We start from the raw sequence: 25,587 nt of genomic DNA, 5'->3' as shown, positions 1-25,587 counted from the left end.
GGAGTCACCGATGTCCGAAACACTGCTCAAGACCCCACTGCACGCCCTGCACCTTGAACTGGGTGCGCGCATGGTGCCGTTCGCCGGCTATGACATGCCCGTGCAGTACCCGCTGGGCGTGCTCAAGGAGCACCTGCACACCCGCGAGCAGGCCGGCCTGTTCGACGTTTCGCACATGGGCCAGATCACCTTGCGCGGCGCCGACGCCGCCAAGGCCCTGGAAAGCCTGGTACCGGTGGATATCATCGACCTGCCGGCAGGCATGCAACGCTATGCCATGTTCACGAACGAGCAAGGCGGCATCCTTGACGACCTCATGGTTGCCAACCTGGGCAATGACACGCTGTTCCTGGTGGTCAACGCCGCCTGCAAGGACCAGGACCTGGCCCACCTGCAGAAACACATTGGCGACCGTTGCGAGGTGCAGCCGCTGTTCGAAGACCGTGCCCTGCTCGCCCTGCAAGGCCCGACAGCAGTCAAGGTGCTGGAGCGCCTGGCCCCGGAAGTAGCCGGCATGACCTTCATGCAGTTCCGCCCGGTGAAACTGCTGGGTGAAGACTGCTTCGTCAGCCGCTCGGGCTACACCGGCGAAGATGGCTACGAAATTTCGGTACCGGCCAATGCTGCCGAAGCCCTGGCCCGCCGCCTGCTGGCCGAGCCGGAAGTACAGCCGATCGGCCTGGGTGCACGCGACTCGCTGCGCCTGGAAGCCGGCCTGTGCCTGTACGGCCACGACATGAACACCGAAACCACCCCGATCGAAGCCAGCCTGCTGTGGGCGATTTCCAAGGTGCGCCGTGCCGATGGTGCACGTGCCGCTGGCTTCCCGGGCGCCGAAGCGATCTATGCCCAGCAGCGCGATGGCGTGGTTCGCAAACGCGTCGGCCTGCTGCCACAAGAACGTACACCAGTGCGTGAAGGGGCCGATATTGTCGATGCAAACGACAAACCCGTAGGTAAAGTGTGCAGTGGCGGTTTTGGCCCCACACTCGGTGCACCTGTCGCAATGGGTTATATCGATAGTGAACATGCCGCACTCGACACCGCATTGTATGCCGTGGTGCGCGGCAAGAAGGTTGCCTTGAAAGTCAGCAAAATGCCTTTCGTGGCACAACGTTACTACCGCGGCTGAAGCCACTTTATGAGGAATTCGGTGAGGTTCGACATATTCGTTTTCGAACCTTGCCAATAACTTTTGAATATGGCGCCAGGCCAGGCGCCATACCGTTTCCGACAAAGCGGTCGGTTATCGGCAAACGACCATTTTTCCATACGACCAAGGGCTTGTTTTTCGCTCGGCAGTTGGCGTACATTCACGGGACTGTGTTTGCATGGGTCGCAACAGTTCGTGACCTGGGCCAGTAGCCGATATTTGCTACAACCCGTTCGACGTCTCTTACTTTCCTGCAACCCAGCCCAGTAATCTTTCGCTTACAGATAAGTGCGAAAGTAACTGTCATCACAATTCAAGCTTCGTAGGAAATAAGACAATGGCTGAGCGTCAGAGCGGTACCGTCAAGTGGTTTAACGACGAAAAAGGTTACGGTTTCATCACTCCAGAAAGCGGTCCGGATCTGTTCGTGCACTTCCGCGCTATCGAAGGCAATGGCTTCAAGAGCCTGAAAGAAGGCCAGAAAGTCACCTTCGAAGCAGTCCAGGGCCAGAAAGGCCAGCAGGCTGACAAGGTTCAGGTCGTCGCCTAAGCGAATACCAGACACCCAAAAGCCCCTGCCAAGTGCAGGGGTTTTTTTTTGCCCGTAGAATAGCGGCTTCGATTTCTGGAGCTGTCCTGCATGACCAAGCCTCTGCTTACACCCCAGGGTGAGTTCCCACCGGTCGGCCTTGGTAGGCGCCTGGCGGCGATGTTCTATGACTTTCTGCTGTGCACGGCGCTGCTGATCGTGACTGCCGGCGCCTACAAGTTGGTCCAGATGGCGATCATTGGCGAAGCACGCATGCGCGAGCTTACCGAGGCCGGCGCACTGGATGGCGACCCGTTGCTGTCGACGGTACTGCTGTTCGCCTTGTTTGGCTTCTTTGCCAAATTCTGGACCCACGGTGGGCAGACGCTGGGCATGCAGGTATGGGGCGTGCGGGTGCAGAACGCCGATGGCTCGGCCATCAGCCTGTGGCAGGCGTTGCTGCGTTTCGTGGTGTCGATTGCTTCCTGGTTGTGCCTGGGGCTAGGTTTTTTCTGGGTATTGATCGACAAGCGCAAGCGTGGCTGGCATGACATCTATTCGGAAAGCCAGTTGGTACGGGTGCCGAAACAAAAGAAATAAACCAAAGATTTTTGTTGGCGTTGCCGGCCTCTTCGCGGGCTCGCCCGCTCCCACAGGGATAGCACCCACCTTGATGCCTGCGCTGTACCTGTGGGAGCGGGCATGCCCGCGAAGAGGCCAGCACAGGCTGACACCCACAAAAAAGCCGACCCTCAGGTCGGCTTTTTTGTGCAGAGCTCAGGCCACTACCCCGCCCGGCGCAATAACCACAAACCGGCCAAGGCACAGATGCCCGCCGGGATCACCACCGCCAGCAGCGGCGGGAAGCCGAACACCTGGCTCGATGGCCCCAGCAGGTCCTGGGCGATGCGGAACACAAAGCCCACCAGCACACCGGTGAACACGCGCTGGCCAAGGGTTACCGAACGCAGCGGGCCGAAGATGAACGAGATCGCCATCAGCACCAGCGCCGCCGTCACCATCGGCTGCAGCACCTTGGTCCAGAACGCCAGCCAGTAGCGGGCATTGTTCAGGCCCTGATCCGACAGGTAGTGAATGTAGTCCCACAGGCCGGTAATCGACAGCGACTCTGGCGCCAGGATTACCGTATTGAGCAATTCCGGCGTGAGCGAAACGTCCCAGCGCTCCTCTGGCGCGTTGACAACTTCGGTATGGTCGCCACGGAAGTAGGTGGTACGCACGTCGGCAAGCAGCCAGTGGTCGGCCTGGTATTGCGCGCGGCGGGCGAAGCTCGACGTCACGATCTTGCGCTCGCTGTCGAAGCGGTAACGGGTCACACCCAGCAACAGGCCATTAGGCTGCACAGCGTTGATGTGCACGTACTCCTCACCCTGGCGGTGCCACATGCCGCGCTTGGAGCTTTGCGCCTCACCACCGCCCTGGGCCAGGGAACGGTCGGCCTGGGCCTTGTTCTCGGTCACCGGAGCCAGGTATTCGCCAATCAGCAGGCCGACCAGCATCAGCACCAGCATCGGCTTCATCACCGCCCAGACGATGCGGCCAATCGAAACCCCGGCCGCACGCATGATGGTGAGTTCGCTGCTGCTGGCCAGGCTGCCCAGGCCGATCAGGCAGCCGATCAAGGCGGCCATCGGCAGCATGTCGTACAGCCGTCGGGGTGCAGTCAGCAGGACGAAGTTACCGGCCTCCATCACCGTGTAGGTGTCACTCAGGTCGCTCATCTCGTCGATGAATGCGAACAGCGAGGCCAGGCCGAGGATGATGCCCAGCACGGCCAGGATGGCCAGCAGCACGCTCTGGCCGATGTAGCGGTCCAGCTTACCCATGGGCCACCTCCGCACGACGGGCAGCGCGCTTGAGGCGCAGCGGTTCCCAATACAACAGGCCCAGGCCGATCAGCAGGAACAGGCCGTGGACCCACCACATGCCCAGGCCAATCGGCAATTTGCCCTTCTCGAGGGCGCCGCGTACGGAAATCAGCATTGTCAGGTAGGCCATGTACAGAAGAATTGCCGGCAGCAGCTTGAGGAAGCGGCCCTGGCGGGGGTTGACCCGGGACAGCGGCACCGCCAGCAGGGTGACCACGAACACCAGGATCGGCAGCGACAGCCGCCATTGCAGTTCGGCGCGCTCTCGCAGGCCCTTCTTGCCGATCAGCTCGGAAGTGGGGATGGCTTCGCGCTCTGTCACTTCCTCGGCGACTTCCGGCTTGGGCAGCAGCACACCATACGTGTCGTACTTGATCGCGCGGTAATCGGCCTGGCCAGGGTTACCGTCATAACGGTAGCCGTTCTCCAGCACCAGATAGCGGTTGCCATCAGCCTGGATCTCCTGGTGGCCTTTCTCGGCGACCAGTACCGACGGGGCGCGATCCTTGGTCTTGTCCTGGTTGAAGCGCTTCTCGGAGATGAACACCCCGGCCAGGTTGACGCGGTCGTCCGACAGCTGCTCGGTGTAGGTGACCCGTGAGCCGTCACGCAAGGTCTGGAAGCGGCCCGGCACCAAGGTGTCGAACTCGGTCAGGGTGTCCTGCTGGGCGATGATCTGCTGCACCTGGGCCACGCCCAGCGGTGCCAGGCTCAGGCTCAGCCAGGCGACCAGCAGGGCGACCAGGGCGGCCGGCGCCATGGTCAGGCCCAGCAGGCGCTGCTGGCTCATGCCGGTGGCCGACAGCACGGTCATCTCGCTTTCCAGGTAAAGGCGCCCGTAAGCCAGAAGAATGCCGAGGAACAGCCCCAGAGGCAGGATCAGCTGCAGGAAGCCCGGCAGCCGGAAGCCCATGATCAGGAACAGCACGCCCGGGTCGAGCACGCCCTGCGCAGCCTGGGCCAGGTATTTGATGAAGCGCCCGCTCATGATGATCACCAGCAGCACAGCGCTGACGGCGCTCAAGGTCACCAGGACCTCGCGGGACAGATAACGAAAGACGATCAAACCAGACACTCCTGGGTTGTCAGGGCGGACTGCCATGCAATGGCGCCAAACAATGACTTAGTACATCCAAGACCAATGCCGGTTCGCCAAAGGCGAACCTCCATGTAAAGTGCGCGCATTATCCTGTGATTGACCGCCCCTGTCACTTGGCCGCGCATGAAGGCGCATAACGGGGTTGTCAGCACGCTTGCCGCAGGCTCAAACTGGCAGCTTTTCTGCTGGCACGCGACTACGCGGCCAGGCCCGTCCAGAGCGCTGGCACACACAGCGTCATTGGTATCGAACATTCGGGGATCCTGACATGGAACTGGTTGTAAAAAGCGTAGCTGCTGCATCGGTAAAAACTGCCACCCTGGTCATTCCGGTAGGTGAAAACCGCAAGCTCGGCGCCGTTGCCAAGGCTGTCGACCAAACCTGCGAAGGTGCCATCAGCGCCGTGCTCAAGCGTGGTGACCTGGCCGGCAAGCCGGGCCAGACCCTGCTGCTGCAAAACCTGCCTGGCCTGAAGGCCGAGCGCGTGCTGCTGGTAGGCAGCGGCAAGGAAGAGGCCCTGGGCGACCGCGCCTGGCGCAAACTGGTTGCCAGTGTCGCTGGCGTGCTCAAGGGCCTGAACGGCGCAGACGCCGTGCTGGCCCTGGACGATATCGCGGTCAGCAACCGCGACGCGCACTACGGCAAATACCGCCTGCTGGCCGAAACCCTGCAGGACGGCGAGTACGTGTTCGACCGTTTCAAAAGCCAGAAAGCCGAGCCACGCGCCCTGAAAAAGGTCACCCTGCTGGCCGACAAGGCCGGCCAGGCCGACGTCGAGCGCGCCGTCAAGCACGCTACCGCCATCGCCACCGGCATGGCCTTTACCCGCGACCTGGGCAACCTGCCGCCTAACCTGTGCCACCCGAGCTTCCTCGCCGAGCAGGCCAAGGACCTGGGCAAGGCGCACAAGGCGCTGAAGGTTGAAGTGCTGGATGAGAAGAAAATCAAGGACCTGGGCATGGGCGCTTTCTACGCCGTGGGCCAGGGCAGCGACCAGCCACCGCGCCTGATCGTGCTCAACTACCAGGGCGGCAAGAAGGCCGACAAGCCGTTTGTGCTGGTGGGCAAGGGCATCACCTTCGACACCGGCGGCATCAGCCTCAAGCCAGGCGCCGGCATGGACGAAATGAAATACGACATGTGCGGCGCCGCCAGTGTGCTCGGCACCCTGCGTGCCGTACTCGAGCTGCAACTGCCAATCAACCTGGTGTGCCTGCTGGCCTGCGCCGAGAACATGCCGAGCGGCGGCGCTACCCGCCCAGGTGACATCGTCACCACCATGAGCGGCCAGACCGTGGAAATCCTCAACACCGACGCCGAAGGCCGCCTGGTGCTGTGCGACACCCTGACCTACGCCGAACGCTTCAAACCACAGGCGGTGATCGACATCGCCACCCTGACCGGCGCCTGCATCGTCGCACTGGGCAGCCACACCTCTGGCCTGATGGGCAACAACGACGACCTGGTCGGCCAGTTGCTCGATGCCGGCAAGCGCGCCGACGACCGTGCCTGGCAGCTGCCGCTGTTCGACGAATACCAGGAGCAGCTGGACAGCCCGTTCGCCGACATGGGTAACATCGGCGGGCCGAAAGCCGGCACCATCACCGCAGGCTGCTTCCTGTCGCGCTTTGCCAAGGCTTACAACTGGGCGCACATGGACATCGCCGGTACCGCCTGGGTCAGCGGCGGCAAGGACAAGGGCGCCACGGGCCGCCCGGTGCCCCTGCTGACCCAGTACCTGCTGGACCGCGCTGGCGCCTGACGCCGTGAGACCGGTGGTGCCTTGCGCGCCACCGGCCGGCGATTCCCACCATGAGCAAAGTCGACTTCTACATCTTGCCCACCGACTCGCTGTCGGCGCGGCTCGATTTCGCCTGCAAGCTGTGCGAAAAGGCCTGGCGCCTTGGGCATCGGGTCTACCTGCATTGCCAGGACAGCGAGCAGCGCAACGCGCTGGACCAACGGTTGTGGCACTTCAAGGGCGAGGCCTTCGTGCCCCACGACCTGGCCGAGTTGCACGCCGATGCCGGCGTGGCCCTGGGCCTGGCCGACAACGCGGGCGAACACCGTGACCTGCTGATCAACCTCGGGGCTGGTGTACCGGGCTTCGTCGGGCAGTTCGAGCGGGTGGCCGAAATCGTGGTCGAGGAGCCTGGCATCCGCCAATCGGCCCGAGAGCGATTCCGTTTCTACCGTGATCAGGGCTATGCTCTGCAAGACCACCGCTTACAGCGACTTTGACGACGATGGACAAGCCCTCTCCCCTGCCCGACTCCGCCCATCTGCTCGATGATCTCGAGTCAATTCGCCAGCTGCTTGGCGACGCCGACCTGCAACCGCCGCTGCTCACCGAAACGGTGGAGCAGATCCCGTTGTTGCTGGAGGAGCCTGCCGGCAACCCTGCACGGGCTGTCGAGCCGGTGGCTGCCGAGCCCGTGGATGACCCACAAGCCCGCCGCCAGGACACCCTGCTGCACCTGGAAAGCGAGTTGCGCGCAGCGGCACAGATGATCATGCAGGACGTGATCAACGACTTCACCCCGCATATCGAGAACGAGATCAAGCGCCGGCTGGATGCGCGGATCGAACGGTTGATCAAGCGTTCCGAGTAAAACCTGGCATCGGTGTTGCCTGCTTCGCGGGCATGCCCGCTCCCACAGGACCTGCGATGGACTTGTGGGAGCGGGCGTGCCCGCGAACCAGGCGACACAGTTCCGACAGTTGTCAGCAGCTTGTCGCCTGCGGCCCCCAGCTTGGTTATACTTCCCGGCTTTCCCGAATAAATGCACAGGGTCCCGCCGCGCATGGATAAGACCTACCAGCCGCACGCCATCGAAACTTCCTGGTACAACACCTGGGAGTCCGAGAACTATTTCGCCCCACAAGGTGCAGGCGAGTCCTACACCATCATGATCCCGCCGCCGAACGTGACCGGCAGCCTGCACATGGGCCACGGGTTCAACAACGCGATCATGGACGCCCTGATCCGTTTCCGCCGCATGCAAGGCCGCGACACCCTGTGGCAGCCAGGCACCGACCACGCCGGTATCGCCACGCAGATGCTGGTCGAGCGCCAGCTTGAAGCCAAGGGCCAGAACCGCCACGACCTGGGCCGCGAAAAGTTCCTGGACAAGGTCTGGGAATGGAAGGACCAGTCCGGTGGCAACATCAGCCGCCAGATCCGCCGCCTGGGCTCGTCGGTCGACTGGAGCCGCGAGCGCTTCACCATGGACGACGGCCTGTCCGACGCGGTCAAGGAAGCCTTCGTGCGCCTGCATGAAGACGGCCTGATCTACCGCGGCAAGCGCCTGGTCAACTGGGACACCAAACTGCACACGGCCATCTCCGACCTCGAAGTGGAAAACCACGACGAGAAGGGCCACCTGTGGAACCTGCGCTACCCGCTTGCCGATGGCGCCAAGACCGCCGAAGGCCTGGACTATCTGGTGGTTGCCACCACCCGTCCCGAAACCCTGCTGGGTGACGCCGCCGTTGCGGTCAACCCGAACGACGAACGCTACCAGGCACTGATCGGCAAGTTCGTCGAACTGCCGCTGGTCGGCCGCCGCATTCCGATCATCGCCGACGACTACTGCGACCCCGCGTTCGGTACCGGCTGCGTGAAGATCACCCCGGCCCACGACTTCAACGACTACGAAGTCGGCAAGCGCCACAACCTGCCGCTGCTGAACATCTTCGACAAGAACGCCTTCGTGCTGGCCAGCGCCCAGGCCTTCAACCTCGACGGCAGCGTCAACGAGCAGGTCGATACCACCCTGCCAGCCCAGTACGCCAACCTTGACCGCTTCGTCGCGCGCAAGCAGATCGTTGCCGACCTGGATGCCCAGGGCCTGCTGGTAAGCATCGACGACCATGCCCTGAAGGTGCCGAAAGGCGACCGTTCGGGCACTGTCATCGAGCCGTGGCTGACCGACCAGTGGTATGTCTCCACCAAGCCGCTGGCAGAGCCGGCCATCGCCGCCGTGGAAGATGGCCGCATCCAGTTCGTGCCCAAGCAGTACGAGAACATGTACTTCTCCTGGATGCGTGACATCCAGGACTGGTGCATCAGCCGCCAGCTGTGGTGGGGCCACCGCATCCCGGCGTGGTACGACGAGGCCGGCCAGGTCTACGTGGGCCGCGACGAGGCAGAAGTACGTGCCAAGCACAAGCTGGGTGCCGACGTGGTCCTGCGCCAGGACGACGACGTACTCGACACCTGGTTCAGCTCGGGCCTGTGGACCTTCTCCACCCTGGGCTGGCCGGAACAGACCGAGTTCCTCAAGAAGTTCCACTCCACCGATGTACTGGTGACCGGCTTCGACATCATCTTCTTCTGGGTTGCGCGCATGATCATGCTGACCATGCACCTGATCAAGAACGAAGACGGCACCCCGCAGGTACCGTTCAAGACCGTGTACGTGCACGGCCTGGTACGTGACGGCCAGGGCCAGAAGATGTCCAAGTCCAAGGGCAACGTACTGGACCCGCTGGACATCGTCGACGGCATCACCCTCGATGCCCTGCTGGAAAAACGCACCAGCGGCATGATGCAGCCCAAGCTTGCCGAGAAGATCGCCAAGCAGACCAAGGCTGAGTTCCCGGAAGGGATCGCCAGCTACGGCACCGACGCCCTGCGCTTCACTTTCTGCTCGCTGGCCTCCACTGGCCGCGACATCAAGTTCGACATGGGCCGCGTCGAAGGCTACCGCAACTTCTGCAACAAGATCTGGAACGCAGCCCGCTACGTGCTGGACAAGGGCGAGGACTGCGGCCAGAACGGCGAAGCCTACGAACTGTCGCTGGCTGACCGCTGGATCATCTCGCAGCTGCAACGCACCGAAGCCGAAGTGACCCGCCAGCTGGAGCAGTTCCGTTTCGACCTGGCCAGCCAGGCACTGTACGAGTTCATCTGGAACCAGTACTGCGACTGGTACCTGGAGCTGTCCAAGCCGGTACTGTGGGACGAAAATGCCCCGGTCGAGCGTGCCCGCGGCACCCGCCGTACCTTGGTACGCGTGCTTGAAGTGGCGCTGCGCCTGGCGCACCCGTTCATGCCGTTCATTACCGAAGAAATCTGGCAGCGCATCGCGCCGCTGGCCGGCATCGAAGGCAAGACCATCATGCTGCAACCGTGGCCTGTGGCCAATGAAGCACGCATCGATGCCGCCGCCGAAGGCGATATCGAGTGGCTGAAAGAGCTGATGGTTGGCCTGCGTAACATCCGTGCCGAAATGAACATCGGCCCGGGCAAGCCGCTGCCGCTGTTCCTGAAGAACGCCAACGCCGAAGACCAGCGTCGCCTGCAGGAAAACGAAGCACTGCTGAAGAAGCTGGCCAAGGTCGAATCGTTCACCGTGCTGAGCGACGCCGACGAAGCCCCGCTGTCGGCCACTGCACTGGTCGGTGACCTGCAAGTGCTGGTGCCAATGGCCGGGCTGATCGACAAGGATGCCGAGCTGGCGCGCCTGAACAAGGAAATCCAGCGCCTGCAAGGCGAAGTGGCACGCGTGGGTGGCAAGCTGTCCAACGCCGCCTTTGTCGACAAGGCACCGCCTGCGGTGATCGAGAAGGAGCGCGCCAAGCTGGCCGAGTCCGAGCAAGCCCTGGCCAACTTCACCGAGCAGCATGCGCGGATTGCAGCGCTGTAACAAACTGATAGACCGCTGGGGCCGCTGTGCGGCCCTTTCGCGACACAAGGCCGCTCCTACAGGAACGGCGCCGGTTTGACGGGCGCCGCTATCCTGTAGGAGCGGCCTTGTGTCGCGATAGGGCTGCAAAGCAGCCCCCACGGCCTGCAACACCGGATCCGACCATGACCGAAAAACCCACCCTGCACCCACGCAACCGCCACCAGGGCCGCTACGACTTCCCCAGCCTGATCAAGGCCCACCCTGACCTGGCCCGCTTCACCATCACCAACCCCCACGGCAAACCCAGCATCGACTTCGCCAACCCCGAAGCCGTGCGGGTGTTTAACCGTGCCCTGCTCAAGGCCCAATACGGCATCCAGCACTGGGACATCCCCGCCGACTACCTGTGCCCGCCCATTCCCGGGCGCGCCGACTACATCCACGTAGCCGCCGACCTGCTGGCAACAGACAATGGCGGCGAAGTGACCAAAGGCGCCCAGGTACGGGCGCTGGACATCGGCGTGGGCGCCAACTGCATCTACCCGTTGCTGGGTCACAGCGACTACCGCTGGCGCTTCCTGGGCTCGGATATCGACCCGCTAGCCCTGGCCTCGGCCAAGGCCATCGTCCAGGCCAACAACCTGGGCAAGGCCATCAGCCTGCGCCAGCAGGCCAACCGTGCGCACATCCTCAGCGGGCTGCTGCAGGAGAACGAACGCTTCGACCTGACCCTGTGCAACCCGCCCTTCCATGCCTCACGGGACGAAGCCACCCGTGGCAGCCAGCGCAAATGGAAGAATCTTGGCAAGCAGGACCCCAAGCGCAAGTTGCCGGTGCTGAACTTTGGTGGCCAGAACAATGAATTGTGGTGCGAGGGCGGCGAAATCCGCTTTGTCACCCAACTGGTAGGCGAAAGCGTGCAATACGCCGGACAGGTGTTGTGGTTTACCAGCCTTGTGTCCAAGGCCAGCAACCTGCCGGGGATCGAAGCGGCGCTGAAGAAGGCCGGTGCCAAGGCCGTGCGCATTGTCGAAATGGGCCAAGGGCAGAAGCAGAGCCGCATGGTCGCCTGGAGCTTCCACGACGACGCCACACGCCAGGCCTGGCACGCCCAGCGTAAATCACAGGCATGAAAAAACCGCGCCCGGGCAAGCCGGGCGCGGTTTTTTCAACGCTTCAACAATTACTTGTTGATGGCGTCGGTCAGCACTTTGGCTGGCACGAATTTGACGACTTTCTTGGCAGCGATTTCGATGGCAGCGCCAGTCGAAGGGTTGCGGCCGGTACGGGCAGGACGCTCGGAGACTTTCAGCTTGCCGATGCCTGGCAGGGTGATTTCAGCGCCGTTTTCCAGCTGGTCGGCAACGATCTGGCCCAGTTGCTCCAGAGCGTTCTTGGCGGTGGCTTTTGGCGCGGCGATCGATTCGGCGATGTCGGCAATCAGTTGGTCTTTGGTCAATGCCATGGTGATGTTCCTTCCCTATCAAATTCGATGGTTATGCAGCGAACTACGACGTTATCGGGCCAGCCCCTGAAAGTGGAGGGCCGCGCCAATCGCGTATGTAGATACGTAAATCGGCGTTTGGTTCGACACGACGACAGCACGCTGCCAGCAATGCGCCACACGAGGGGCACAAGACCGCGCAAAGCTACCACAGGAATGCATAAATATCCGCTGCGCACTTCGATTTAATGCAGGTTTTTCGGGGGTTTTAGCCTAAAACGCACAAAACTGAACAAAAAACGAACAACCGACATATCCGCCAACATACGGCCACTGCATCACCTTGTGTCTAGGGTAAACTTGACGCCTTTTGCAGCTCGCCGAGAATCCCATGCCAATCCGTCATTGCATCGTTCACCTGATCGACAAAAAGCCCGATGGCAGCCCCGCTGTATTGCACGCCCGCGACGCGGAGCTGGCCGCTTCCGACGCCATCGAAGACCTGCTGGCAGACCTGAATGACAGTTACAACGCCAAGCAAGGCAAGGCCTGGGGGTTTTTCCACGGTGAGTCTGGCGCCTACCCGCTGAGTGGCTGGTTGAAGCAGTACCTGGACGAGGAAAAGGACTTTACCGCCTTCAGCCGCATGGCAGTGGAACACCTGCAAAAGCTGATGGAAGAGTCCAACCTGTCCACCGGCGGCCACACCCTGTTTGCCCACTACCAGCAAGGCATGACCGAATACCTGGTGATTGCCCTGCTGCACCACAGCGAAGGTGTGGCGGTGAACGCCGAGCTCGATGTGACGCCTTCGCGCCACCTCGATCTTGGCCAGTTGCACCTGGCAGCCCGAATCAACCTGTCGGAATGGAAGAACAACCAGAACTCCAAACAGTACATCTCCTTCATCAAGGGCAAGAACGGCAAGAAGGTTTCGGACTATTTCCGTGACTTCATCGGCTGCCAGGAAGGTGTCGACGGCCCAGGCGAAACCCGCACCCTGCTCAAGGCCTTCAGTGACTTCGTCGAGAGCGAAGACCTGCCGGAAGAGTCCGCCCGCGAAAAGACCCAGACCCTGGTCGACTACGCCACCAGCCAGACCAAGATGGGTGAGCCTGTGACCCTGGAAGAGCTGTCCAGCCTGATCGACGAGGACCGGCCCAAGGCGTTCTACGACCACATTCGCAACAAGGACTACGGCCTGTCGCCGGAAATTCCCGCAGACAAGCGCACCCTCAACCAGTTCCGCCGCTTCACCGGGCGTGCCGAAGGGCTGTCGATCAGTTTCGAGGCGCACTTGCTGGGCGACAAGGTGGAGTATGACGAGGTGGCGGGCACCCTGATTATCAAGGGGCTGCCGACAACGCTGGTGGATCAACTGAAGCGGCGCAAGGACTGATGGCCAGGGGGGCGCTTTGCGCCCCTTTCGCGACACAAGGCCGCTCCTACAGGTATCGCGATCTCCTGTAGGAGCGGCCTTGTGTCGCGATGGGCCGCAAAGCGGCCCCGGCAATCTCAAGCCGAGCCGATGAGGTAAGACGCCACCAACGCTTCTTTCGCCGACTTGCGCAGCCGTTTCACCAAGCGCTCCTGGCGCAACGCCTCGCCTTTGTCTGGCCATTGTTCTACATAAACCAGCGCCTGGGCCGGGCTGGTCTTGAAATAGCGCGCACCCTGCCCCTTCTGGTGGGCCGCAAAGCGCCGCTGCGGATCATCGCTGATGCCGCAATACAGCGAGCCATTGGCAGCCCTTACCAGGTAGACATACCAGGGTTTGCCAACGACAGATTCGACAGCTTCACTCACCTTGGGCCTGCTGGAATGCGCGCAAGCCCTTGAATGCCTGCAGCCGTACCTTGTTCTGCACCAGCGGCGACCAGCCGAGCAATACGCCTGGCACACCCAACGCCTGCCGCGACCAGCGCCACAGGTCGAAGCTGTCGTCGTGCTGGCAGATCAGCCCGTCGCGAATAACGAAGCGGGCCTGAATGTCGTTGACCACAACACGGCCGGTCTGGCTGAACAGGTAGGTCGCCACCCAGTGCGCGCCGCCGCCACGCTCGTCGGCGCGGATGCTGTCGAAGGTCAGGGTAAAGTTTTTGGCGCGAGAAGTAAGCATGCGCCACATGTCGCCTGCATCCCTGCCGCGCAGGGTGCCAAAAACCGGGTCACTAAAAACGATATCGTCGCTGTAGCAGGCGATCATCGCCTCGGCGTCCAGGCGCTGGAAGGCCTGGTAAAAGCGCGTGATCAGATCGCGGTTGGCGTCGCTCATGGGGCTGGTCCGTCCTGGGGTCGAAAGCAGCACGATAATCTGCCCCGAATGTATATGCCAGTACCGACCTCTTCGCGGGCACGCCCGCTCCCACAGGAAGGCGGCAGGTCCAGAGCTGGCACAAATCCTGTGGGAGCGGGCTTGCCCGCGAAGAGGCCGGTACTGCCAACATATGCCTCAGACTTTTTCGCTGGTCACCTGCACATGCAACGCGCGCCCGGCACCTAGCCCGAACACGATGGCACCCACCCCCAGCACGGCAAAAATCCACCCCAGCGCAGCCCAGCCACCGGTCATGTCATGTACCAGCCCTACCGCAAACGGCCCCATCGACGCCAAGGTGTAGCCCACGCCCTGAGCCATGCTCGACAGGTTTGCCGCCACATGGGCATCCTTCGAGCGCAGCACGATCAAGGTCAGCGCCAGGGCAAAGGTGCCGCCCTGCCCCAGGCCCAGCACCACCGCCCAGCCCCACAACCCCGACACCGGTGCATACAGGCAGCCGAACAGGCCAGCCAGGGTAATCAGCATGACCAGCACTATCGCGAACCGCTGGTCCTTGCCGCGGGTGGCCAGCCAGGGCGCACTGAGCGAGCTGACCAGTTGCACGATCACCGACCCCGACAACACCAGGCCCGCCTCGGTCGGGCTCAGGCCGCGGCCGATCAGGATCGATGGCAACCAACCGAACACGATGTAAGCCAGCGATGATTGCAGGCCCATGTACAGGGTCACCTGCCAGGCCAGCGGGTCACGCCACAGGCCACGCACGCGATAGGCCACCTTGTGCAGGCCATGCCCCTGCCGGGCCTGCGGCAACCACACCAGCATGGCCAGCAGGGCCGGCAGCACCCAGAAGCCCAGGCCCACCGCCCAGCTGCCTTCGAAATGCCGAGCCAAAGGAACAGTGGCCCCCGCCGCCATGGCCGCGCCCAGGCACAACGCCATGGTGTACACGCCAGTCAACGTACCTGCGTGTTGCGGAAAATCGCGCTTGACGATACCTGGCAACAACACGCCAATGATGCCGATGCTGGCCCCCGCCATCAGGCTGCCGAGGAACACCCCGACCGCCCCGAGGGTGCTTCGTACCACGATGCCAAGCGCCAGAGTGACAAGGATGCCTAGGATTACCCGCTCGCTGCCAAAGCGCCGCGCCAGCACCGGCGCCAAGGGGGCAAACAGGCCAAGGCAGAGCACCGGCAAGGTGGTTAGCAAGCCGGCCTGCGAGGCACTCAGCCCCAGGCCCTCGGACACCTGCCCCAGCACCGGCGCCATGCTCGACAGCGCCGGGCGCAGGTTCAATGCAACCAGCACCAGGCCAAGCAGCAACAGCCAGGGCCGCCGCATCATCACAGGCTGTTGCTGAACCTGTTCGTCGTCAGCTTCAGCGTCGATCAGCAGTTCATCGATGTCCCGCCCGTTCGGGGGAGTGTTACGGGTGATGGATTCAGCCATGGCCTTCTCGGGGTCAGGATTCGATGAGGGTACGGCTCAGGCGCTTGGCCCGCTCCGCATCACGTTGCTCGATGGCGTCGAGGATCTGCCCATGCAGATCGAACGTGGCCTGGCAACGGGGCACGGTTGCCATGTTGTGCTGCAGGGCGGCAGCCACCACGCCGGAAAAGTACCGGTACAGCTCGCTTAATGCCGGGTTGTGCGCGGCATCGACCAACCGCTGGTGAAAGACCAGGTCACAGGCAACATAGGCATCGACATCGCCGTGAAAGTGCCCGGCACTGCCGGCCAAGGCATCACGCAGCGCTTGCAGGTCGGTCTCCGTCCGGCGCAACGCGGCCAGGCCGATGGCCTCGGCTTCGAGGATGTGCCGGGTTTCCCGGGCCTGCTCGGGGGTGCAGCGGGACATTGCCTGTACAGCCTGCAATGGGTCCTGAGCCGTGCGCAGGTAGCTGCCGTCGCCCTGGCGAATTTCCACCAGGCCACTGAACGCCAGCACACGCATGGCCTCGCGCACGGTGTTGCGGCTGATGCCCAGCTGAAGGGCCAGCTCTGGTTCGGTCGGTAGACGCTGGCCGACTTGCCAGTCGCCCAGCACGATGCGCTCGCGCATACGCTCCACCGCCAGTTCGACCAGGGAACGCTTGGTCAACTCGGTACTCATGCTACTCAACCAATCATCCGATGAATTTGCACAGCTTACTGGATGCCGGGCAACGCCGCAAACCAACTGGTATTTCTGCCAGTTGTGGAGAAAACCCTTTATTGCAACGCTCGTGGCGTACTTTCAAGGACGTCCCTACATGCGACTAGCGAGCCTGCTGTTACTGCTATTTCTGGCGATGCTGCCGGGTTGCGACCCGGCCCAGAGCCCGAGCCGGCCCAAAGCCCTGTTCATCGGGCTCGACGGTGTGCAACTGGAGCAATACCTGCAGTTGGGCGACGCCACCAACCTGAAACAGCGGCTGTACTACGGCAAAGCCTACGCTGGAGGGGTCAACGGTAAAGCCAGCGAGCAACCCACCTTGAGCGGCCCCGGCTGGGCCACCTTGCTGACCGGCGTGTGGAGCAACAAGCATGGCGTTGACTCGGACGCCGACTCGCAACGGGTGAACCCGGCATTTCCGAGCCTGTTCAAGCGGCTACGCCTGGCCTTCCCCAATGCCTACCTCTCCAGCATCGTCAACTGGTCCCCCATCAACACCGCCTTGCTGCTGGTGGACGCGCATGGCGCCGATGTGCGCGAAAGTGGTTTATCGGATGAACAGGTGAGCGAACGAGCGCTGAATGTTCTGGAAAACACGCCCGCTGACTTCACCTTCATTCAACTGGACGAGCCAGACCAGGTTGGCCATGACAAGGGTTACAGCGACAGCTATCAGCAAGCATTGCGCAAGGCCGACAGCCAGATCGGGCGGTTGCTGGACAAGGTGGATCAGCGACGTCGCCTGTTCCCGAAGGAAGACTGGCTGGTAATCGTCAGCACGGACCACGGCCGAGACTATTGGGGCAAAGGCCATGGCAGCGCTTCAGAGCAGGAAAAGAGCATCTTCATCGCCAGTAACAAGCCGCTGAACCAGGAGCTGACCGACCTGAGCATTCCTGCGGAAATGCCAGGGCCCAGCAACCTGTACGGGCTACCCGCACAGACATCGGTAGCGCCCACGGTGCTACGCCACATGGGCCTCAAGCTACAACCGGAATGGCTGTTGGACGGCACGCCTTTGCTGGGCGATACCGGCGTGCGCAAGGCGCGGGCCGATGAGAACAAAGGGCGGCTGCGCTGGAACAGCAATGCCAACGGCTACCTGACGATTATCAAGAACGGGCACGTGGTTGCCCAGGTTCCGGCCAGAGACGACAAATGGACTGACCCAGAGGGGATGGGGCAGCAAAATGACTATGTGCTGGTGCTTGATGGTACGCCGGCAGCGGTGCGTAACCGGCCGGCGGCCAAGGCATTTGTCATTGAAGAGAGCAGTTATTGAGCCGGGCGCGCGCCTACAACAAGCGCGCCCGGCAATGCTTCAGTTCAACGCATCCAGCAGCGCCTGGTTCATCTCTGGTGTGCCGATGGTGATACGCAGGAACTGAGCGATACGCGCCTGCTTGAAGTGGCGCACGATTACCCCCTGCTCGCGCAGGTGGGCCGCCAGCTCTGCGGCATCCTGCTGCGGGTGGCGGGCGAAGATGAAGTTGGCCGCCGACGGCAGTACCTCAAAGCCCTTGGCCTCCAGCTGCCCGACCAACACCTCGCGGCTGTCGATCACCTTGCGGCAGGTTTGCTCGAAGTATTCGCGGTCTTCGAATGCAACCGCCGCCCCGACGATCGCCGCACGATCCAGCGGGTAGGAGTTGAAGCTGTTCTTGATCCGCTCCAGTGCCTCGATCAGGTCCGGGTGCCCTACCGCCAGGCCAACCCGCAAGCCAGCCAGGGAGCGCGACTTCGACAGGGTCTGGGTAACCAGCAAATTGTCGTAACGGTCCACCAGGCTGATGGCTGTTTCGCCACCGAAGTCGATGTAGGCCTCATCGACCACCACCACCGAGTCACGGTTGGCCTGCAGCAACTGCTCCACCACCTGCAGCGGCATCAGGCAGCCCGTTGGCGCGTTGGGGTTGGGGAAGATGATACCGGCATTGGGCTTGTTGTAGTCCTCGATGCGGATCTGGAACTGCTCGTCCAGCGCCACTTGTTCGAAGGGGATACCGTACAGGCCGCAGTACACCGGGTAGAAGCTGTAGCTGACATCCGGGAACAGCAGCGGAGCACCGTGCTGGAACAGGCCGTGGAAGATGTGCGCCAGCACTTCGTCCGAGCCATTGCCTACAAACACTTGCGCCGCCGTCACACCGTAGTAGTCGGCAACGGCTTGCTTCAGCCGGTCGCCGTTCGGGTCCGGGTACAGGCGCAGGTTGTCGTTCAGCTCACCGCGCATGGCCTCAAGCGCCTTGGGCGACGGGCCATAAGGGTTTTCGTTGGTGTTGAGCTTGACCAGGCGGGCCAGCTTGGGCTGCTCGCCCGGCACGTAAGGCACCAGGTCCTTGACGAAAGGGCTCCAGAATCGACTCATGCTCAGTTCCCCTTCTCTTGGGTCAGGATACGGTATTCAGCGCTACGGGCGTGGGCAGTCAGCGACTCGCCACGGGCCAGGACCGATGCGGTGTGGCCCAACTCGGAGGCACCTTGCTCGGAGCAGAAAATGATCGACGAACGCTTCTGGAAGTCATACACCCCCAGCGGCGACGAGAAACGTGCGGTACCGGAGGTCGGCAACACGTGGTTGGGGCCTGCGCAGTAATCGCCCAGCGCTTCACTGGTGTGGCGGCCCATGAAGATCGCCCCGGCGTGGCGGATGTGCGGCAGCCAGGCTTGCGGGTCGGCCACCGACAACTCCAGGTGCTCCGGTGCGATGCGGTTGGCCACGTCCATGGCCTGTTGCATGTCACGCACCTGAATCAGCGCACCACGGCCGTTGATCGACTTCTCGATGATCTCGGCGCGCTCCATGGTCGGCAGCAGCTTGTCGATGCTGGCGGCAACACGGTCAAGGAATGCGGCATCCGGGCTGACCAGGATGGCCTGGGCGTCTTCGTCGTGCTCGGCCTGGGAGAACAGGTCCATGGCGATCCAGTCCGGGTCGGTCTGGCCGTCGCATACCACAAGGATTTCCGACGGGCCGGCAATCATGTCGATGCCCACTTGGCCGAACACGTGGCGCTTGGCGGTGGCAACGTAGATGTTGCCGGGGCCGACAATCTTGTCCACCTGCGGTACGCTTTCAGTGCCGTAGGCCAGTGCAGCAACGGCCTGGGCCCCGCCAACGGTGAACACGCGGTCTACACCGGCAATGCAGGCGGCAGCCAGCACCAGCTCGTTGACCTCACCACGCGGGGTCGGTACCACCATGACCACTTCGGCCACGCCGGCAACCTTGGCGGGGATGGCGTTCATCAACACCGAAGACGGGTAAGACGCCTTGCCGCCCGGCACATACAGGCCGGCACGGTCAAGCGGGGTGACTTTCTGGCCAAGCACGGTGCCGTCGGCCTCGGTGTACTGCCAGGAGTCCTGCTTCTGCCGCTCGTGGTACATGCGCACACGGTTGGCGGCTTTTTCCAGGGCTTCGCGCTGGGCCGGGGTAATGCGGGTCAGGGCCAGCTCCAGGCGCTCGCGACCAAGAATCAGGTCATCGATGCTGTTGGCGGCAACGCCGTCGAAACGCTGGGTGAACTCGACCAGCGCCGCATCGCCGCGCTCACGTACGCCCTTGATGATGTCGAGCACGCGCTGGTTGACCGCGTCATCGGACACACTTTCCCAGCTCAGCAGATGATCCAGATGTCGGGCGAAATCCGGATCAGCAGCGTTGAGACGGGCAATTGCAGTGGACACGGTCATGGCGGGGCCTCGATTATTAGCGAATGCTCAGGCGCCCTAGGCTACCAGTCCATCTGCGCGGGCACCCGAGAAAAGTGGCTATGACGCGGATAGACGGGCGCGACAGCGAAGGTCGCGCACAGGAATCAACCGCGGTGTCGAGATTCGACCGCTTGACGCAGCGTGTCGATCAGGCTCTGGATACGGGCGTGCTGCATTTTCATGGAGGCCTTGTTGACCACCAGGCGCGAGCTGATCGTGGCGATCAGTTCCTGGGGCTCCAGGCCGTTGGCACGCAGGGTGTTGCCGGTGTCGACCACGTCGATGATCTTGTCGGCGAGGTTGATCAGCGGTGCCAGCTCCATCGAGCCGTACAGCTTGATGATGTCGACCTGACGGCCCTGTTCGGCGTAGTAACGCTTGGCTACGTTGACGAACTTGGTGGCAACGCGCAAGCGGCCCTTGGGCTCAGGTGCGCCGACTGCGCCAGCGGTCATCAGCTTGCACTGGGCGATCTGCAGGTCCAGGGGCTCGTACAGGCCCTGGCCGCCGTACTCCATCAGCACGTCCTTGCCGGCCACACCCAGGTCGGCGGCACCATGCTCGACATAGGTCGGCACATCGGTGGCACGCACGATCAGCAGGCGCACATCTTCCTGCGTGGTAGGGATGATCAGTTTGCGGCTCTTGTCCGGGTTCTCGGTCGGCACGATGCCGGCCTCGGCCAGCAATGGCAGGGTATCGTCGAGAATACGGCCTTTGGAAAGCGCGATGGTCAACATTGGAACGTCGGTCCTTAAGCGGCTACTGCCGGCCGGGCCTCTAGCGCCCGACCGCATTCAATTCGAATGGCACATCCGTGTGCCAGCGGGCGACTAGCCCGGTACGCGGCGGATTTTTGCGCCGAGCATCTGCAGTTTTTCTTCGATGCACTCGTAACCACGGTCGATGTGGTAGATGCGATCGATCAGGGTATCGCCTTCGGCAACCAGCGCCGACAGCACCAGGCTGGCGGACGCACGCAGGTCGGTGGCCATGACCGGGGCACCTTTCAGGGCCTTGACGCCAGTGACGATGGCCGTGTTGCCTTCAACCTGGATCTGCGCGCCCATGCGGTGCATTTCGTAAACGTGCATGAAGCGGTTTTCGAAGATGGTCTCGATCACCGCGCCGGTGCCTTCGGCAATGGCGTTCAGCGAGATGAACTGCGCCTGCATGTCGGTCGGGAACGCCGGGTACGGGGCGGTACGCAGGTTGACGGCTTTCGGCCGCTTGCCGTGCATGTCCAGCTCGATCCAGTCTTCACCGGTGTTGATGTCGGCGCCGGATTCCTTGAGTTTTTCCAGTACGGCTTCAAGGATGGTCGGGTCGGTGTCCTTGACCTTGACGCGGCCACCGGTCACGGCAGCAGCGACCAGGTAGGTACCGGTCTCGATACGGTCCGGCATCACGCGGTAGGTGGCCGAGTGCAGGCGCTCGACGCCATCGATGGTGATGGTGTCGGTGCCAGCGCCTTCAACCTTGCCGCCCATGGCGTTGATGAAGTTGGCCAGGTCGACCACTTCCGGCTCGCGCGCGGCGTTCTGCAGCACGCTGCGGCCTTTGGCCAGGGCAGCGGCCATCATGATGTTCTCGGTACCGGTCACGCTGACGGTGTCGAAGAAGAAGTGCGCACCGCGCAGGCCACCTTCAGGCGCCTTGGCCTTGATGTAGCCGCCTTCCACTTCGATCTTCGCACCCATGGCCTCAAGGCCACGGATGTGCAGGTCGACCGGGCGCGAACCAATGGCGCAACCGCCAGGCAGGGCCACTTCGGCCTCACCGAAACGGGCGACCATCGGCCCCAGCACCAGGATCGAGGCGCGCATGGTCTTGACCAGCTCGTAGGGCGCGACCAGGGTCTTGATGGTACGTGGGTCGATTTCCACCGCCAGCTTTTCGTCGATCACAGGCTCGATGCCCATGCGCCCGAACAGCTCGATCATGGTAGTGATGTCGTGCAGGTGCGGCAGGTTGCCCACGGTGACCGGGCCGTCAGCCAGCAGGGTCGCCGCCAGAATCGGCAGGGCTGCGTTTTTCGCGCCCGAAATGCGGATCTCGCCGTCAAGGCGAGCGCCGCCAGTAATAATCAGTTTGTCCATTGGAGTCTCGCCGCCAAGTTGGCTCAGGTGCGCTCAGCCCAGGCTGCGCTGCTGAAAAATTTCATGGTTACCGCATGGATGCTGCCATTGGCGATCCAGGGATTCAGGTGAGCATAGATCGCCTGCTGGCGTTTGACCGGGCTCAGGCCAGCCAACTCGTCGCTGATCACGTTCAACTGGAAGTTGCAGCCTTCGCCTTCAACTTCGACCCGGGAACCGGGCAATTTTTCTTCAAGGAAGCTTTTAACTTCTACGGCCTGCATGCTCAACCTCAATCGGCGCCCGATGCGCACGGGTCGGCCATCATACAAAAAAGCCCCTCGCCTGCGAAGCCCAACGAGGGCTTCGCTGACCGAGGGGCCATCATCCGTGCCTGGCCATTAGGTTGCCAGCACTTCGTCAAGGTCATAGACCCCGGCAATTTCCCGCATGTCGTCGGGCATGCTACGCACCTGGCAGCCTTTACCGGCGGCCTGGGCATCGCGCATGAATGCCAGCAGCAGCGACAGGCCGACACTGGTGGAATGTTGCACCGCCGAGCAATCGAGCACCAGCTGCGCCTCGCGGCAGGCCGCGATCAGCGCTTTGCCCTGCTTGCGCAGGTTCGGCCCGCTGCGGTAATCCAGCACGCCAGCCAGGCGCAATACGCCCGGCTCGGCCATGCTTACAGCGGCCTCACTCATTTGACGGTCTTCTCCGGGGAGTTGTCGGCAGCCTGCTTGGCCTTGGCCACTTCACCGGCCCAGCCGTCGATGGTCTTGTCCAGGTCGTTGCCATTGCGCTGCATGGCATCGGCGAACTGGTCACGGAACAGCTTGCCAATGTTGATGCCGTTGACGATGACGTTACGCACCTTCCACTCGCCGCCCAGGTTTTCCAGGGTGTACTGGACCGGGTAAACGGCGCCATTGTTGCCGGTGACCTTCATGCCTACGGAAGCGCGCTTGCCGTCATCGGCCTTGGCCGGGTCTACGACGATACCCTGGTTGTTGTACTCCAGCAGGGCGTTGCCGTAGAACTGGAACAGGCTGCGCTTGAAGTTTTCCTGGAAGCGCTGCATCTGCTCGGGCGTGGCCTTGCGCGAGTACTTGACGGTCATGATGCTCCTGGAAATACCGTCGGCATCGACCACCGGGGCAAGGATCCGGTCAAGGGTGTCGTAGAACGCTTGCGGGTTGGCCTTGTACTGCTCTTTGTTGGCCTTGAGCTCACCGAGCAGCTCGGTGGTGGTGCTCTGTACCACATCGTGCGGCGTCTGCGCAGCAATGGTCAGCAAAGGGAAGGCTGCCAGCAGAACCAGCAGGCCGCGTCGCAGAATGGAAATCATGGAAACTCCTTAATTAGCCGGTTGCGCTTCTTTCGGTTCCTTGCCAACAGTGTTGAGCAGGAACTTGCCAATCAGATCTTCCAGCACCAGTGCCGACTGGGTGTCGTGGATGGTCGCGCCGTCCTTGAGCACTTCGTCTTCACCGCCCACGCTGATGCCGATGTACTTCTCGCCAAGCAGACCGGCGGTCAGGATCGAGGCAGTGGAGTCGGTCGGCAGGTTGTCCACCGACTTGTCCAGTTGCAGGGTCACCCGACCGGTATAGGAATCACGGTCCAGATCGATGGCGGTAACCTTGCCGATGGTCACACCGGCCATGGTCACTTTAGCTCTGACCGTCAAACCGGCAATATTGTCGAAGTAGGCATAAACTTTATAGGTATCGCTGCTCGGGCTGGCCGACAGCCCGCTGACACGCAGGGCCAGCAGCAGCAGCGCCAGGATCCCGGCCAGGAGGAACAGGCCGACACCGATTTCCAGGGTGCGGTTTTGCATCAGAAATCTCCAAACATCAAGGCGGTCAGAATAAAGTCCAGACCCAGCACTGCCAACGAGGCATAGACCACGGTCTTGGTGGTGGCACGGCTGATCCCTTCTGAGGTGGGCTCGCAGTCGTACCCCTGGAATACGGCAATCCAGGTCGTGACGAAGGCGAACACCAGGCTCTTGACCAGCCCGTTGAGCACGTCGTCGGTAAAGGAAACACTGTTCTGCATGTTGGCCCAGAACGAGCCCTCGTACACACCCAGCCAGTCCACGGCCACCCACGAGCCACCCCAGATACCGACCACGCTGAAGATCAGCGCCAGCAGCGGCAGCGAGATGAAACCGGCCCACAGGCGTGGCGCGACGATGTACTTGAGCGGGTCGACGCCGATCATTTCCAGGCTCGACAGCTGCTCGGTAGACTTCATGTTGCCGATTTCGGCGGTCAGCGCCGAACCTGCACGGCCGGCGAACAGCAACGCTGTCACCACCGGGCCAAGTTCACGCAGCAGGGTAAGGGCGACCATCTGCCCCACCGCCTGCTCCGAACCGTACTTGGTCAGGATGCTGTAGCCCTGCAGCGCCAGCACCATGCCGATGAACACCCCGGACACGACGATGATCGCCAGCGACAGCACGCCTACCGAATACAGCTGCTTGGTCAGCAGCTGGAAACCGCCACCAATGCCGCCACGGCCGATCAGTGCATGGAACAGGAACAGGCAGGAACGCCCCAGTACCGCCAGCACGTCGATCGCCGAGCGACCCAGCAGGCGGACACGTTCGAGTAAGGATCTTTTGCGCATCAACGCGCCCCCAGCAGGTCGGCGCGGTAATCAGGCGCGGGAAAGTGGAAGGGAACCGGGCCATCCGGGTCACCCTTCATGAACTGGCGAATCCGTGGGTTGTCCGAGCCCATCAGCTCATCGGGCGTGCCCTGGCCCAGCACCTGGCCATCCCCCACCACGTAGATGTAGTCGGCAATGCTGGCGGTTTCGGCCAGGTCGTGGGAGACGACGATGCTGGTGATGCCCAGGGCATCGTTGAGCAACCGGATCAGGCGCACCAGTACACCCATGGCAATCGGGTCCTGGCCGACGAACGGTTCGTCGTACATGAGGATCTGCGGATCCAGGGCAATGGCCCGGGCCAGCGCCACACGACGTTTCATACCGCCAGACAGCTCGTCGGGCATCAGGTCGATGGCTCCGCGCAAGCCCACGGCCTGCAGCTTCATCAACACGATGTCACGGATCATTTCGTCCGACAGCTGGGTATGTACGCGCAGCGGGAACGCGACGTTCTCGAACACATCAAGGTCGGTGAACAGCGCGCCGCTCTGGAACAGCACACCCATCTGCTTGCGGGCGTCGAACAGATCACTGCGCGACAGCGTCGGCAGGTTCTGCCCGGCAACCCATACTTCACCGCTCGAGGGGCGCAGTTGTGCGCCCATCAGGCGGAGCAACGTGGTCTTGCCGCAACCCGATGGCCCCATGATGCCGGTGACCTTGCCGCGCGGGATGCGAATGTCGACGTTGCTGAAAATGCTGCGCGAACCGCGTTTGAAGGTAACCCCCTTCAACTCGACCGCGTAGGCGCTATCCACACTCATCTAGACTCCTTGCTAGTGCAGCCTCGTCCTAGTGGACGCCGGCCTCCGTCAGGAAGGCACACGCACCCCTGGCAGGCCGAATAGCGGCGAACTATAGCACCGCTGACGGCACCGCCCCAAGGCCATGCGAGCAGTCGTTCAGCCCCGGGACAGGCTT

General features: G+C 62.4%; 27 protein-coding genes. 10 read left to right on the top strand and 17 right to left on the bottom strand.

From position 1 onward, the window contains the following. Positions 1-10 precede the first annotated feature (10 nt). From gcvT to ACQKPZ_RS00850, 3 genes are all read left to right on the top strand, one after another. Positions 11-1,132, top strand: coding sequence for a glycine cleavage system aminomethyltransferase GcvT (gene gcvT, locus ACQKPZ_RS00860; RefSeq protein WP_427534984.1), 1,122 nt, complete (start codon positions 11-13; stop codon positions 1,130-1,132). Positions 1,133-1,490: 358 nt separating this feature from the next. Continuing rightward, on the top strand, positions 1,491-1,703 hold the full coding sequence (locus ACQKPZ_RS00855) for a cold-shock protein (protein WP_391124686.1): 213 nt from the start codon (positions 1,491-1,493) through the stop codon (positions 1,701-1,703). A gap of 90 nt (positions 1,704-1,793) precedes the next feature. Further along, positions 1,794-2,282 carry an RDD family protein gene (locus tag ACQKPZ_RS00850; protein WP_427534983.1) on the top strand — a complete coding sequence of 163 codons (489 nt, stop codon included), beginning with the start codon at positions 1,794-1,796 and terminating at the stop codon, positions 2,280-2,282. A 185-nt stretch (positions 2,283-2,467) separates the two neighbouring features. On the opposite strand, the gene lptG is transcribed toward ACQKPZ_RS00850, so the two are convergent. Both lptG and lptF read right to left on the bottom strand, forming a co-directional pair. Next, positions 2,468-3,529 carry an LPS export ABC transporter permease LptG gene (gene lptG, locus ACQKPZ_RS00845; RefSeq protein WP_391124680.1) on the bottom strand — a complete coding sequence of 354 codons (1,062 nt, stop codon included), beginning with the start codon at positions 3,527-3,529 and terminating at the stop codon, positions 2,468-2,470. Next, the gene (lptF, locus tag ACQKPZ_RS00840; RefSeq protein WP_391124677.1) at positions 3,522-4,637 is read right to left on the bottom strand and encodes an LPS export ABC transporter permease LptF; all 1,116 of its coding nucleotides are present in this window, start codon (positions 4,635-4,637) and stop codon (positions 3,522-3,524) included. The genes lptG and lptF overlap by 8 nt, the downstream gene beginning before the upstream one ends. A gap of 301 nt (positions 4,638-4,938) precedes the next feature. Between lptF and ACQKPZ_RS00835 the strand changes: the two genes are divergently transcribed. From ACQKPZ_RS00835 to rlmF, 5 genes are all read left to right on the top strand, one after another. After that, entirely contained in the window at positions 4,939-6,432 is a 1,494-nt protein-coding gene (locus tag ACQKPZ_RS00835; protein ID WP_427534982.1) for a leucyl aminopeptidase, read from the top strand. 50 nt (positions 6,433-6,482) lie between these two features. Continuing rightward, the gene (locus ACQKPZ_RS00830; RefSeq protein WP_427534981.1) at positions 6,483-6,911 is read left to right on the top strand and encodes a DNA polymerase III subunit chi; all 429 of its coding nucleotides are present in this window, start codon (positions 6,483-6,485) and stop codon (positions 6,909-6,911) included. 5 nt (positions 6,912-6,916) lie between these two features. Further along, the gene (locus tag ACQKPZ_RS00825) at positions 6,917-7,282 is read left to right on the top strand and encodes a DNA polymerase III subunit chi (protein ID WP_391124668.1); all 366 of its coding nucleotides are present in this window, start codon (positions 6,917-6,919) and stop codon (positions 7,280-7,282) included. 192 nt (positions 7,283-7,474) lie between these two features. Continuing rightward, positions 7,475-10,321, top strand: a complete 2,847-nt coding sequence (locus tag ACQKPZ_RS00820; RefSeq protein WP_391124665.1) for a valine--tRNA ligase — start codon at positions 7,475-7,477, stop codon at positions 10,319-10,321. 164 nt (positions 10,322-10,485) lie between these two features. Further along, complete coding sequence (rlmF, locus tag ACQKPZ_RS00815) at positions 10,486-11,436, top strand: 23S rRNA (adenine(1618)-N(6))-methyltransferase RlmF (RefSeq protein WP_427534979.1); 951 nt, start codon at positions 10,486-10,488, stop codon at positions 11,434-11,436. Positions 11,437-11,486: 50 nt separating this feature from the next. On the opposite strand, the gene ACQKPZ_RS00810 is transcribed toward rlmF, so the two are convergent. Further along, on the bottom strand, positions 11,487-11,768 hold the full coding sequence (locus ACQKPZ_RS00810; protein WP_003255106.1) for an HU family DNA-binding protein: 282 nt from the start codon (positions 11,766-11,768) through the stop codon (positions 11,487-11,489). A gap of 370 nt (positions 11,769-12,138) precedes the next feature. Here ACQKPZ_RS00810 and yejK point away from each other — a divergent pair, with 370 nt between their 5' ends. Further along, positions 12,139-13,146 (top strand): nucleoid-associated protein YejK, encoded by a 1,008-nt coding sequence (yejK, locus tag ACQKPZ_RS00805; RefSeq protein ID WP_427534978.1) that lies wholly within the window; start codon positions 12,139-12,141, stop codon positions 13,144-13,146. A gap of 116 nt (positions 13,147-13,262) precedes the next feature. Here the strand turns inward: yejK and ACQKPZ_RS00800 are convergent, their stop codons facing one another. The 4 genes from ACQKPZ_RS00800 to ACQKPZ_RS00785 form a co-directional block, all read right to left on the bottom strand. Continuing rightward, on the bottom strand, positions 13,263-13,553 hold the full coding sequence (locus ACQKPZ_RS00800; protein WP_403200116.1) for a GIY-YIG nuclease family protein: 291 nt from the start codon (positions 13,551-13,553) through the stop codon (positions 13,263-13,265). Next, complete coding sequence (locus ACQKPZ_RS00795; protein ID WP_427534977.1) at positions 13,546-14,022, bottom strand: nuclear transport factor 2 family protein; 477 nt, start codon at positions 14,020-14,022, stop codon at positions 13,546-13,548. Before ACQKPZ_RS00795 ends, ACQKPZ_RS00800 begins: the two co-directional genes overlap by 8 nt. Positions 14,023-14,199: 177 nt before the next feature. Continuing rightward, a complete protein-coding gene (locus ACQKPZ_RS00790; RefSeq protein ID WP_427534976.1) occupies positions 14,200-15,480 on the bottom strand; it encodes a CynX/NimT family MFS transporter in 1,281 nt (426 codons plus the stop codon). Positions 15,481-15,493: 13 nt separating this feature from the next. Next, positions 15,494-16,144, bottom strand: a complete 651-nt coding sequence (locus ACQKPZ_RS00785) for a FadR/GntR family transcriptional regulator (protein ID WP_391124646.1) — start codon at positions 16,142-16,144, stop codon at positions 15,494-15,496. Between the two features lie 139 nt (positions 16,145-16,283). Here ACQKPZ_RS00785 and ACQKPZ_RS00780 point away from each other — a divergent pair, with 139 nt between their 5' ends. Continuing rightward, positions 16,284-17,468, top strand: coding sequence for an alkaline phosphatase family protein (locus tag ACQKPZ_RS00780; RefSeq protein ID WP_427534975.1), 1,185 nt, complete (start codon positions 16,284-16,286; stop codon positions 17,466-17,468). A gap of 39 nt (positions 17,469-17,507) precedes the next feature. Here the strand turns inward: ACQKPZ_RS00780 and hisC are convergent, their stop codons facing one another. From hisC to ACQKPZ_RS00730, 10 genes are all read right to left on the bottom strand, one after another. Further along, positions 17,508-18,554 (bottom strand): histidinol-phosphate transaminase, encoded by a 1,047-nt coding sequence (hisC, locus tag ACQKPZ_RS00775; RefSeq protein WP_427534974.1) that lies wholly within the window; start codon positions 18,552-18,554, stop codon positions 17,508-17,510. Between the two features lie 2 nt (positions 18,555-18,556). Next, positions 18,557-19,882 carry a histidinol dehydrogenase gene (gene hisD / locus ACQKPZ_RS00770; protein WP_391124637.1) on the bottom strand — a complete coding sequence of 442 codons (1,326 nt, stop codon included), beginning with the start codon at positions 19,880-19,882 and terminating at the stop codon, positions 18,557-18,559. Positions 19,883-20,007: 125 nt separating this feature from the next. Beyond that, on the bottom strand, positions 20,008-20,643 hold the full coding sequence (hisG, locus tag ACQKPZ_RS00765; protein WP_284354926.1) for an ATP phosphoribosyltransferase: 636 nt from the start codon (positions 20,641-20,643) through the stop codon (positions 20,008-20,010). 93 nt (positions 20,644-20,736) lie between these two features. Then, positions 20,737-22,002 (bottom strand): UDP-N-acetylglucosamine 1-carboxyvinyltransferase, encoded by a 1,266-nt coding sequence (gene murA / locus ACQKPZ_RS00760; protein WP_391124633.1) that lies wholly within the window; start codon positions 22,000-22,002, stop codon positions 20,737-20,739. 23 nt (positions 22,003-22,025) lie between these two features. Further along, positions 22,026-22,265: a BolA family protein gene (locus ACQKPZ_RS00755; RefSeq protein ID WP_003255121.1), complete on the bottom strand. Its 240-nt coding sequence runs from the start codon at positions 22,263-22,265 to the stop codon at positions 22,026-22,028. 117 nt (positions 22,266-22,382) lie between these two features. Further along, positions 22,383-22,685: an STAS domain-containing protein gene (locus ACQKPZ_RS00750; protein WP_427534973.1), complete on the bottom strand. Its 303-nt coding sequence runs from the start codon at positions 22,683-22,685 to the stop codon at positions 22,383-22,385. Beyond that, positions 22,682-23,329: an MlaC/ttg2D family ABC transporter substrate-binding protein gene (locus ACQKPZ_RS00745; RefSeq protein ID WP_427534972.1), complete on the bottom strand. Its 648-nt coding sequence runs from the start codon at positions 23,327-23,329 to the stop codon at positions 22,682-22,684. Before ACQKPZ_RS00745 ends, ACQKPZ_RS00750 begins: the two co-directional genes overlap by 4 nt. Positions 23,330-23,338: 9 nt before the next feature. Next, complete coding sequence (gene mlaD, locus ACQKPZ_RS00740) at positions 23,339-23,824, bottom strand: outer membrane lipid asymmetry maintenance protein MlaD (RefSeq protein WP_391124623.1); 486 nt, start codon at positions 23,822-23,824, stop codon at positions 23,339-23,341. Next, a complete protein-coding gene (gene mlaE, locus ACQKPZ_RS00735) occupies positions 23,824-24,621 on the bottom strand; it encodes a lipid asymmetry maintenance ABC transporter permease subunit MlaE (RefSeq protein WP_427534971.1) in 798 nt (265 codons plus the stop codon). The genes mlaD and mlaE overlap by 1 nt, the downstream gene beginning before the upstream one ends. Then, entirely contained in the window at positions 24,621-25,430 is an 810-nt protein-coding gene (locus ACQKPZ_RS00730) for an ATP-binding cassette domain-containing protein (RefSeq protein ID WP_012270662.1), read from the bottom strand. Before ACQKPZ_RS00730 ends, mlaE begins: the two co-directional genes overlap by 1 nt. Positions 25,431-25,587 lie beyond the last annotated feature (157 nt).

It is taken from the genome of Pseudomonas sp. NPDC089547 (assembly GCF_050280665.1).
GTDB lineage: Bacteria > Pseudomonadota > Gammaproteobacteria > Pseudomonadales > Pseudomonadaceae > Aquipseudomonas.
This window is presented reverse-complemented; position numbering and strand designations above follow the sequence as displayed.

Bases quoted from the DNA above. Each gene is read 5' to 3' on its own strand.
- murA (WP_391124633.1), bottom strand. From the start codon at position 22,002: ATGGACAAACTGATTATTACTGGCGGCGCTCGCCTTGACGGCGAGATC.
- ACQKPZ_RS00830 (WP_427534981.1), top strand. From the start codon at position 6,483: ATGAGCAAAGTCGACTTCTACATCTTGCCCACCGACTCGCTGTCGGCG.
- ACQKPZ_RS00785 (WP_391124646.1), bottom strand. From the start codon at position 16,144: ATGAGTACCGAGTTGACCAAGCGTTCCCTGGTCGAACTGGCGGTGGAG.
- hisC (WP_427534974.1), bottom strand. From the start codon at position 18,554: ATGAGTCGATTCTGGAGCCCTTTCGTCAAGGACCTGGTGCCTTACGTG.
- ACQKPZ_RS00750 (WP_427534973.1), bottom strand. From the start codon at position 22,685: ATGAGTGAGGCCGCTGTAAGCATGGCCGAGCCGGGCGTATTGCGCCTG.
- ACQKPZ_RS00855 (WP_391124686.1), top strand. From the start codon at position 1,491: ATGGCTGAGCGTCAGAGCGGTACCGTCAAGTGGTTTAACGACGAAAAA.
- hisD (WP_391124637.1), bottom strand. From the start codon at position 19,882: ATGACCGTGTCCACTGCAATTGCCCGTCTCAACGCTGCTGATCCGGAT.
- gcvT (WP_427534984.1), top strand. From the start codon at position 11: ATGTCCGAAACACTGCTCAAGACCCCACTGCACGCCCTGCACCTTGAA.
- mlaD (WP_391124623.1), bottom strand. From the start codon at position 23,824: ATGCAAAACCGCACCCTGGAAATCGGTGTCGGCCTGTTCCTCCTGGCC.
- ACQKPZ_RS00795 (WP_427534977.1), bottom strand. From the start codon at position 14,022: ATGAGCGACGCCAACCGCGATCTGATCACGCGCTTTTACCAGGCCTTC.
- ACQKPZ_RS00730 (WP_012270662.1), bottom strand. From the start codon at position 25,430: ATGAGTGTGGATAGCGCCTACGCGGTCGAGTTGAAGGGGGTTACCTTC.
- ACQKPZ_RS00850 (WP_427534983.1), top strand. From the start codon at position 1,794: ATGACCAAGCCTCTGCTTACACCCCAGGGTGAGTTCCCACCGGTCGGC.
- mlaE (WP_427534971.1), bottom strand. From the start codon at position 24,621: ATGCGCAAAAGATCCTTACTCGAACGTGTCCGCCTGCTGGGTCGCTCG.
- ACQKPZ_RS00835 (WP_427534982.1), top strand. From the start codon at position 4,939: ATGGAACTGGTTGTAAAAAGCGTAGCTGCTGCATCGGTAAAAACTGCC.
- ACQKPZ_RS00755 (WP_003255121.1), bottom strand. From the start codon at position 22,265: ATGCAGGCCGTAGAAGTTAAAAGCTTCCTTGAAGAAAAATTGCCCGGT.
- hisG (WP_284354926.1), bottom strand. From the start codon at position 20,643: ATGTTGACCATCGCGCTTTCCAAAGGCCGTATTCTCGACGATACCCTG.
- ACQKPZ_RS00780 (WP_427534975.1), top strand. From the start codon at position 16,284: ATGCGACTAGCGAGCCTGCTGTTACTGCTATTTCTGGCGATGCTGCCG.
- yejK (WP_427534978.1), top strand. From the start codon at position 12,139: ATGCCAATCCGTCATTGCATCGTTCACCTGATCGACAAAAAGCCCGAT.
- ACQKPZ_RS00825 (WP_391124668.1), top strand. From the start codon at position 6,917: ATGGACAAGCCCTCTCCCCTGCCCGACTCCGCCCATCTGCTCGATGAT.
- lptG (WP_391124680.1), bottom strand. From the start codon at position 3,529: ATGGGTAAGCTGGACCGCTACATCGGCCAGAGCGTGCTGCTGGCCATC.
- ACQKPZ_RS00790 (WP_427534976.1), bottom strand. From the start codon at position 15,480: ATGGCTGAATCCATCACCCGTAACACTCCCCCGAACGGGCGGGACATC.
- rlmF (WP_427534979.1), top strand. From the start codon at position 10,486: ATGACCGAAAAACCCACCCTGCACCCACGCAACCGCCACCAGGGCCGC.
- ACQKPZ_RS00820 (WP_391124665.1), top strand. From the start codon at position 7,475: ATGGATAAGACCTACCAGCCGCACGCCATCGAAACTTCCTGGTACAAC.
- ACQKPZ_RS00810 (WP_003255106.1), bottom strand. From the start codon at position 11,768: ATGGCATTGACCAAAGACCAACTGATTGCCGACATCGCCGAATCGATC.
- ACQKPZ_RS00745 (WP_427534972.1), bottom strand. From the start codon at position 23,329: ATGATTTCCATTCTGCGACGCGGCCTGCTGGTTCTGCTGGCAGCCTTC.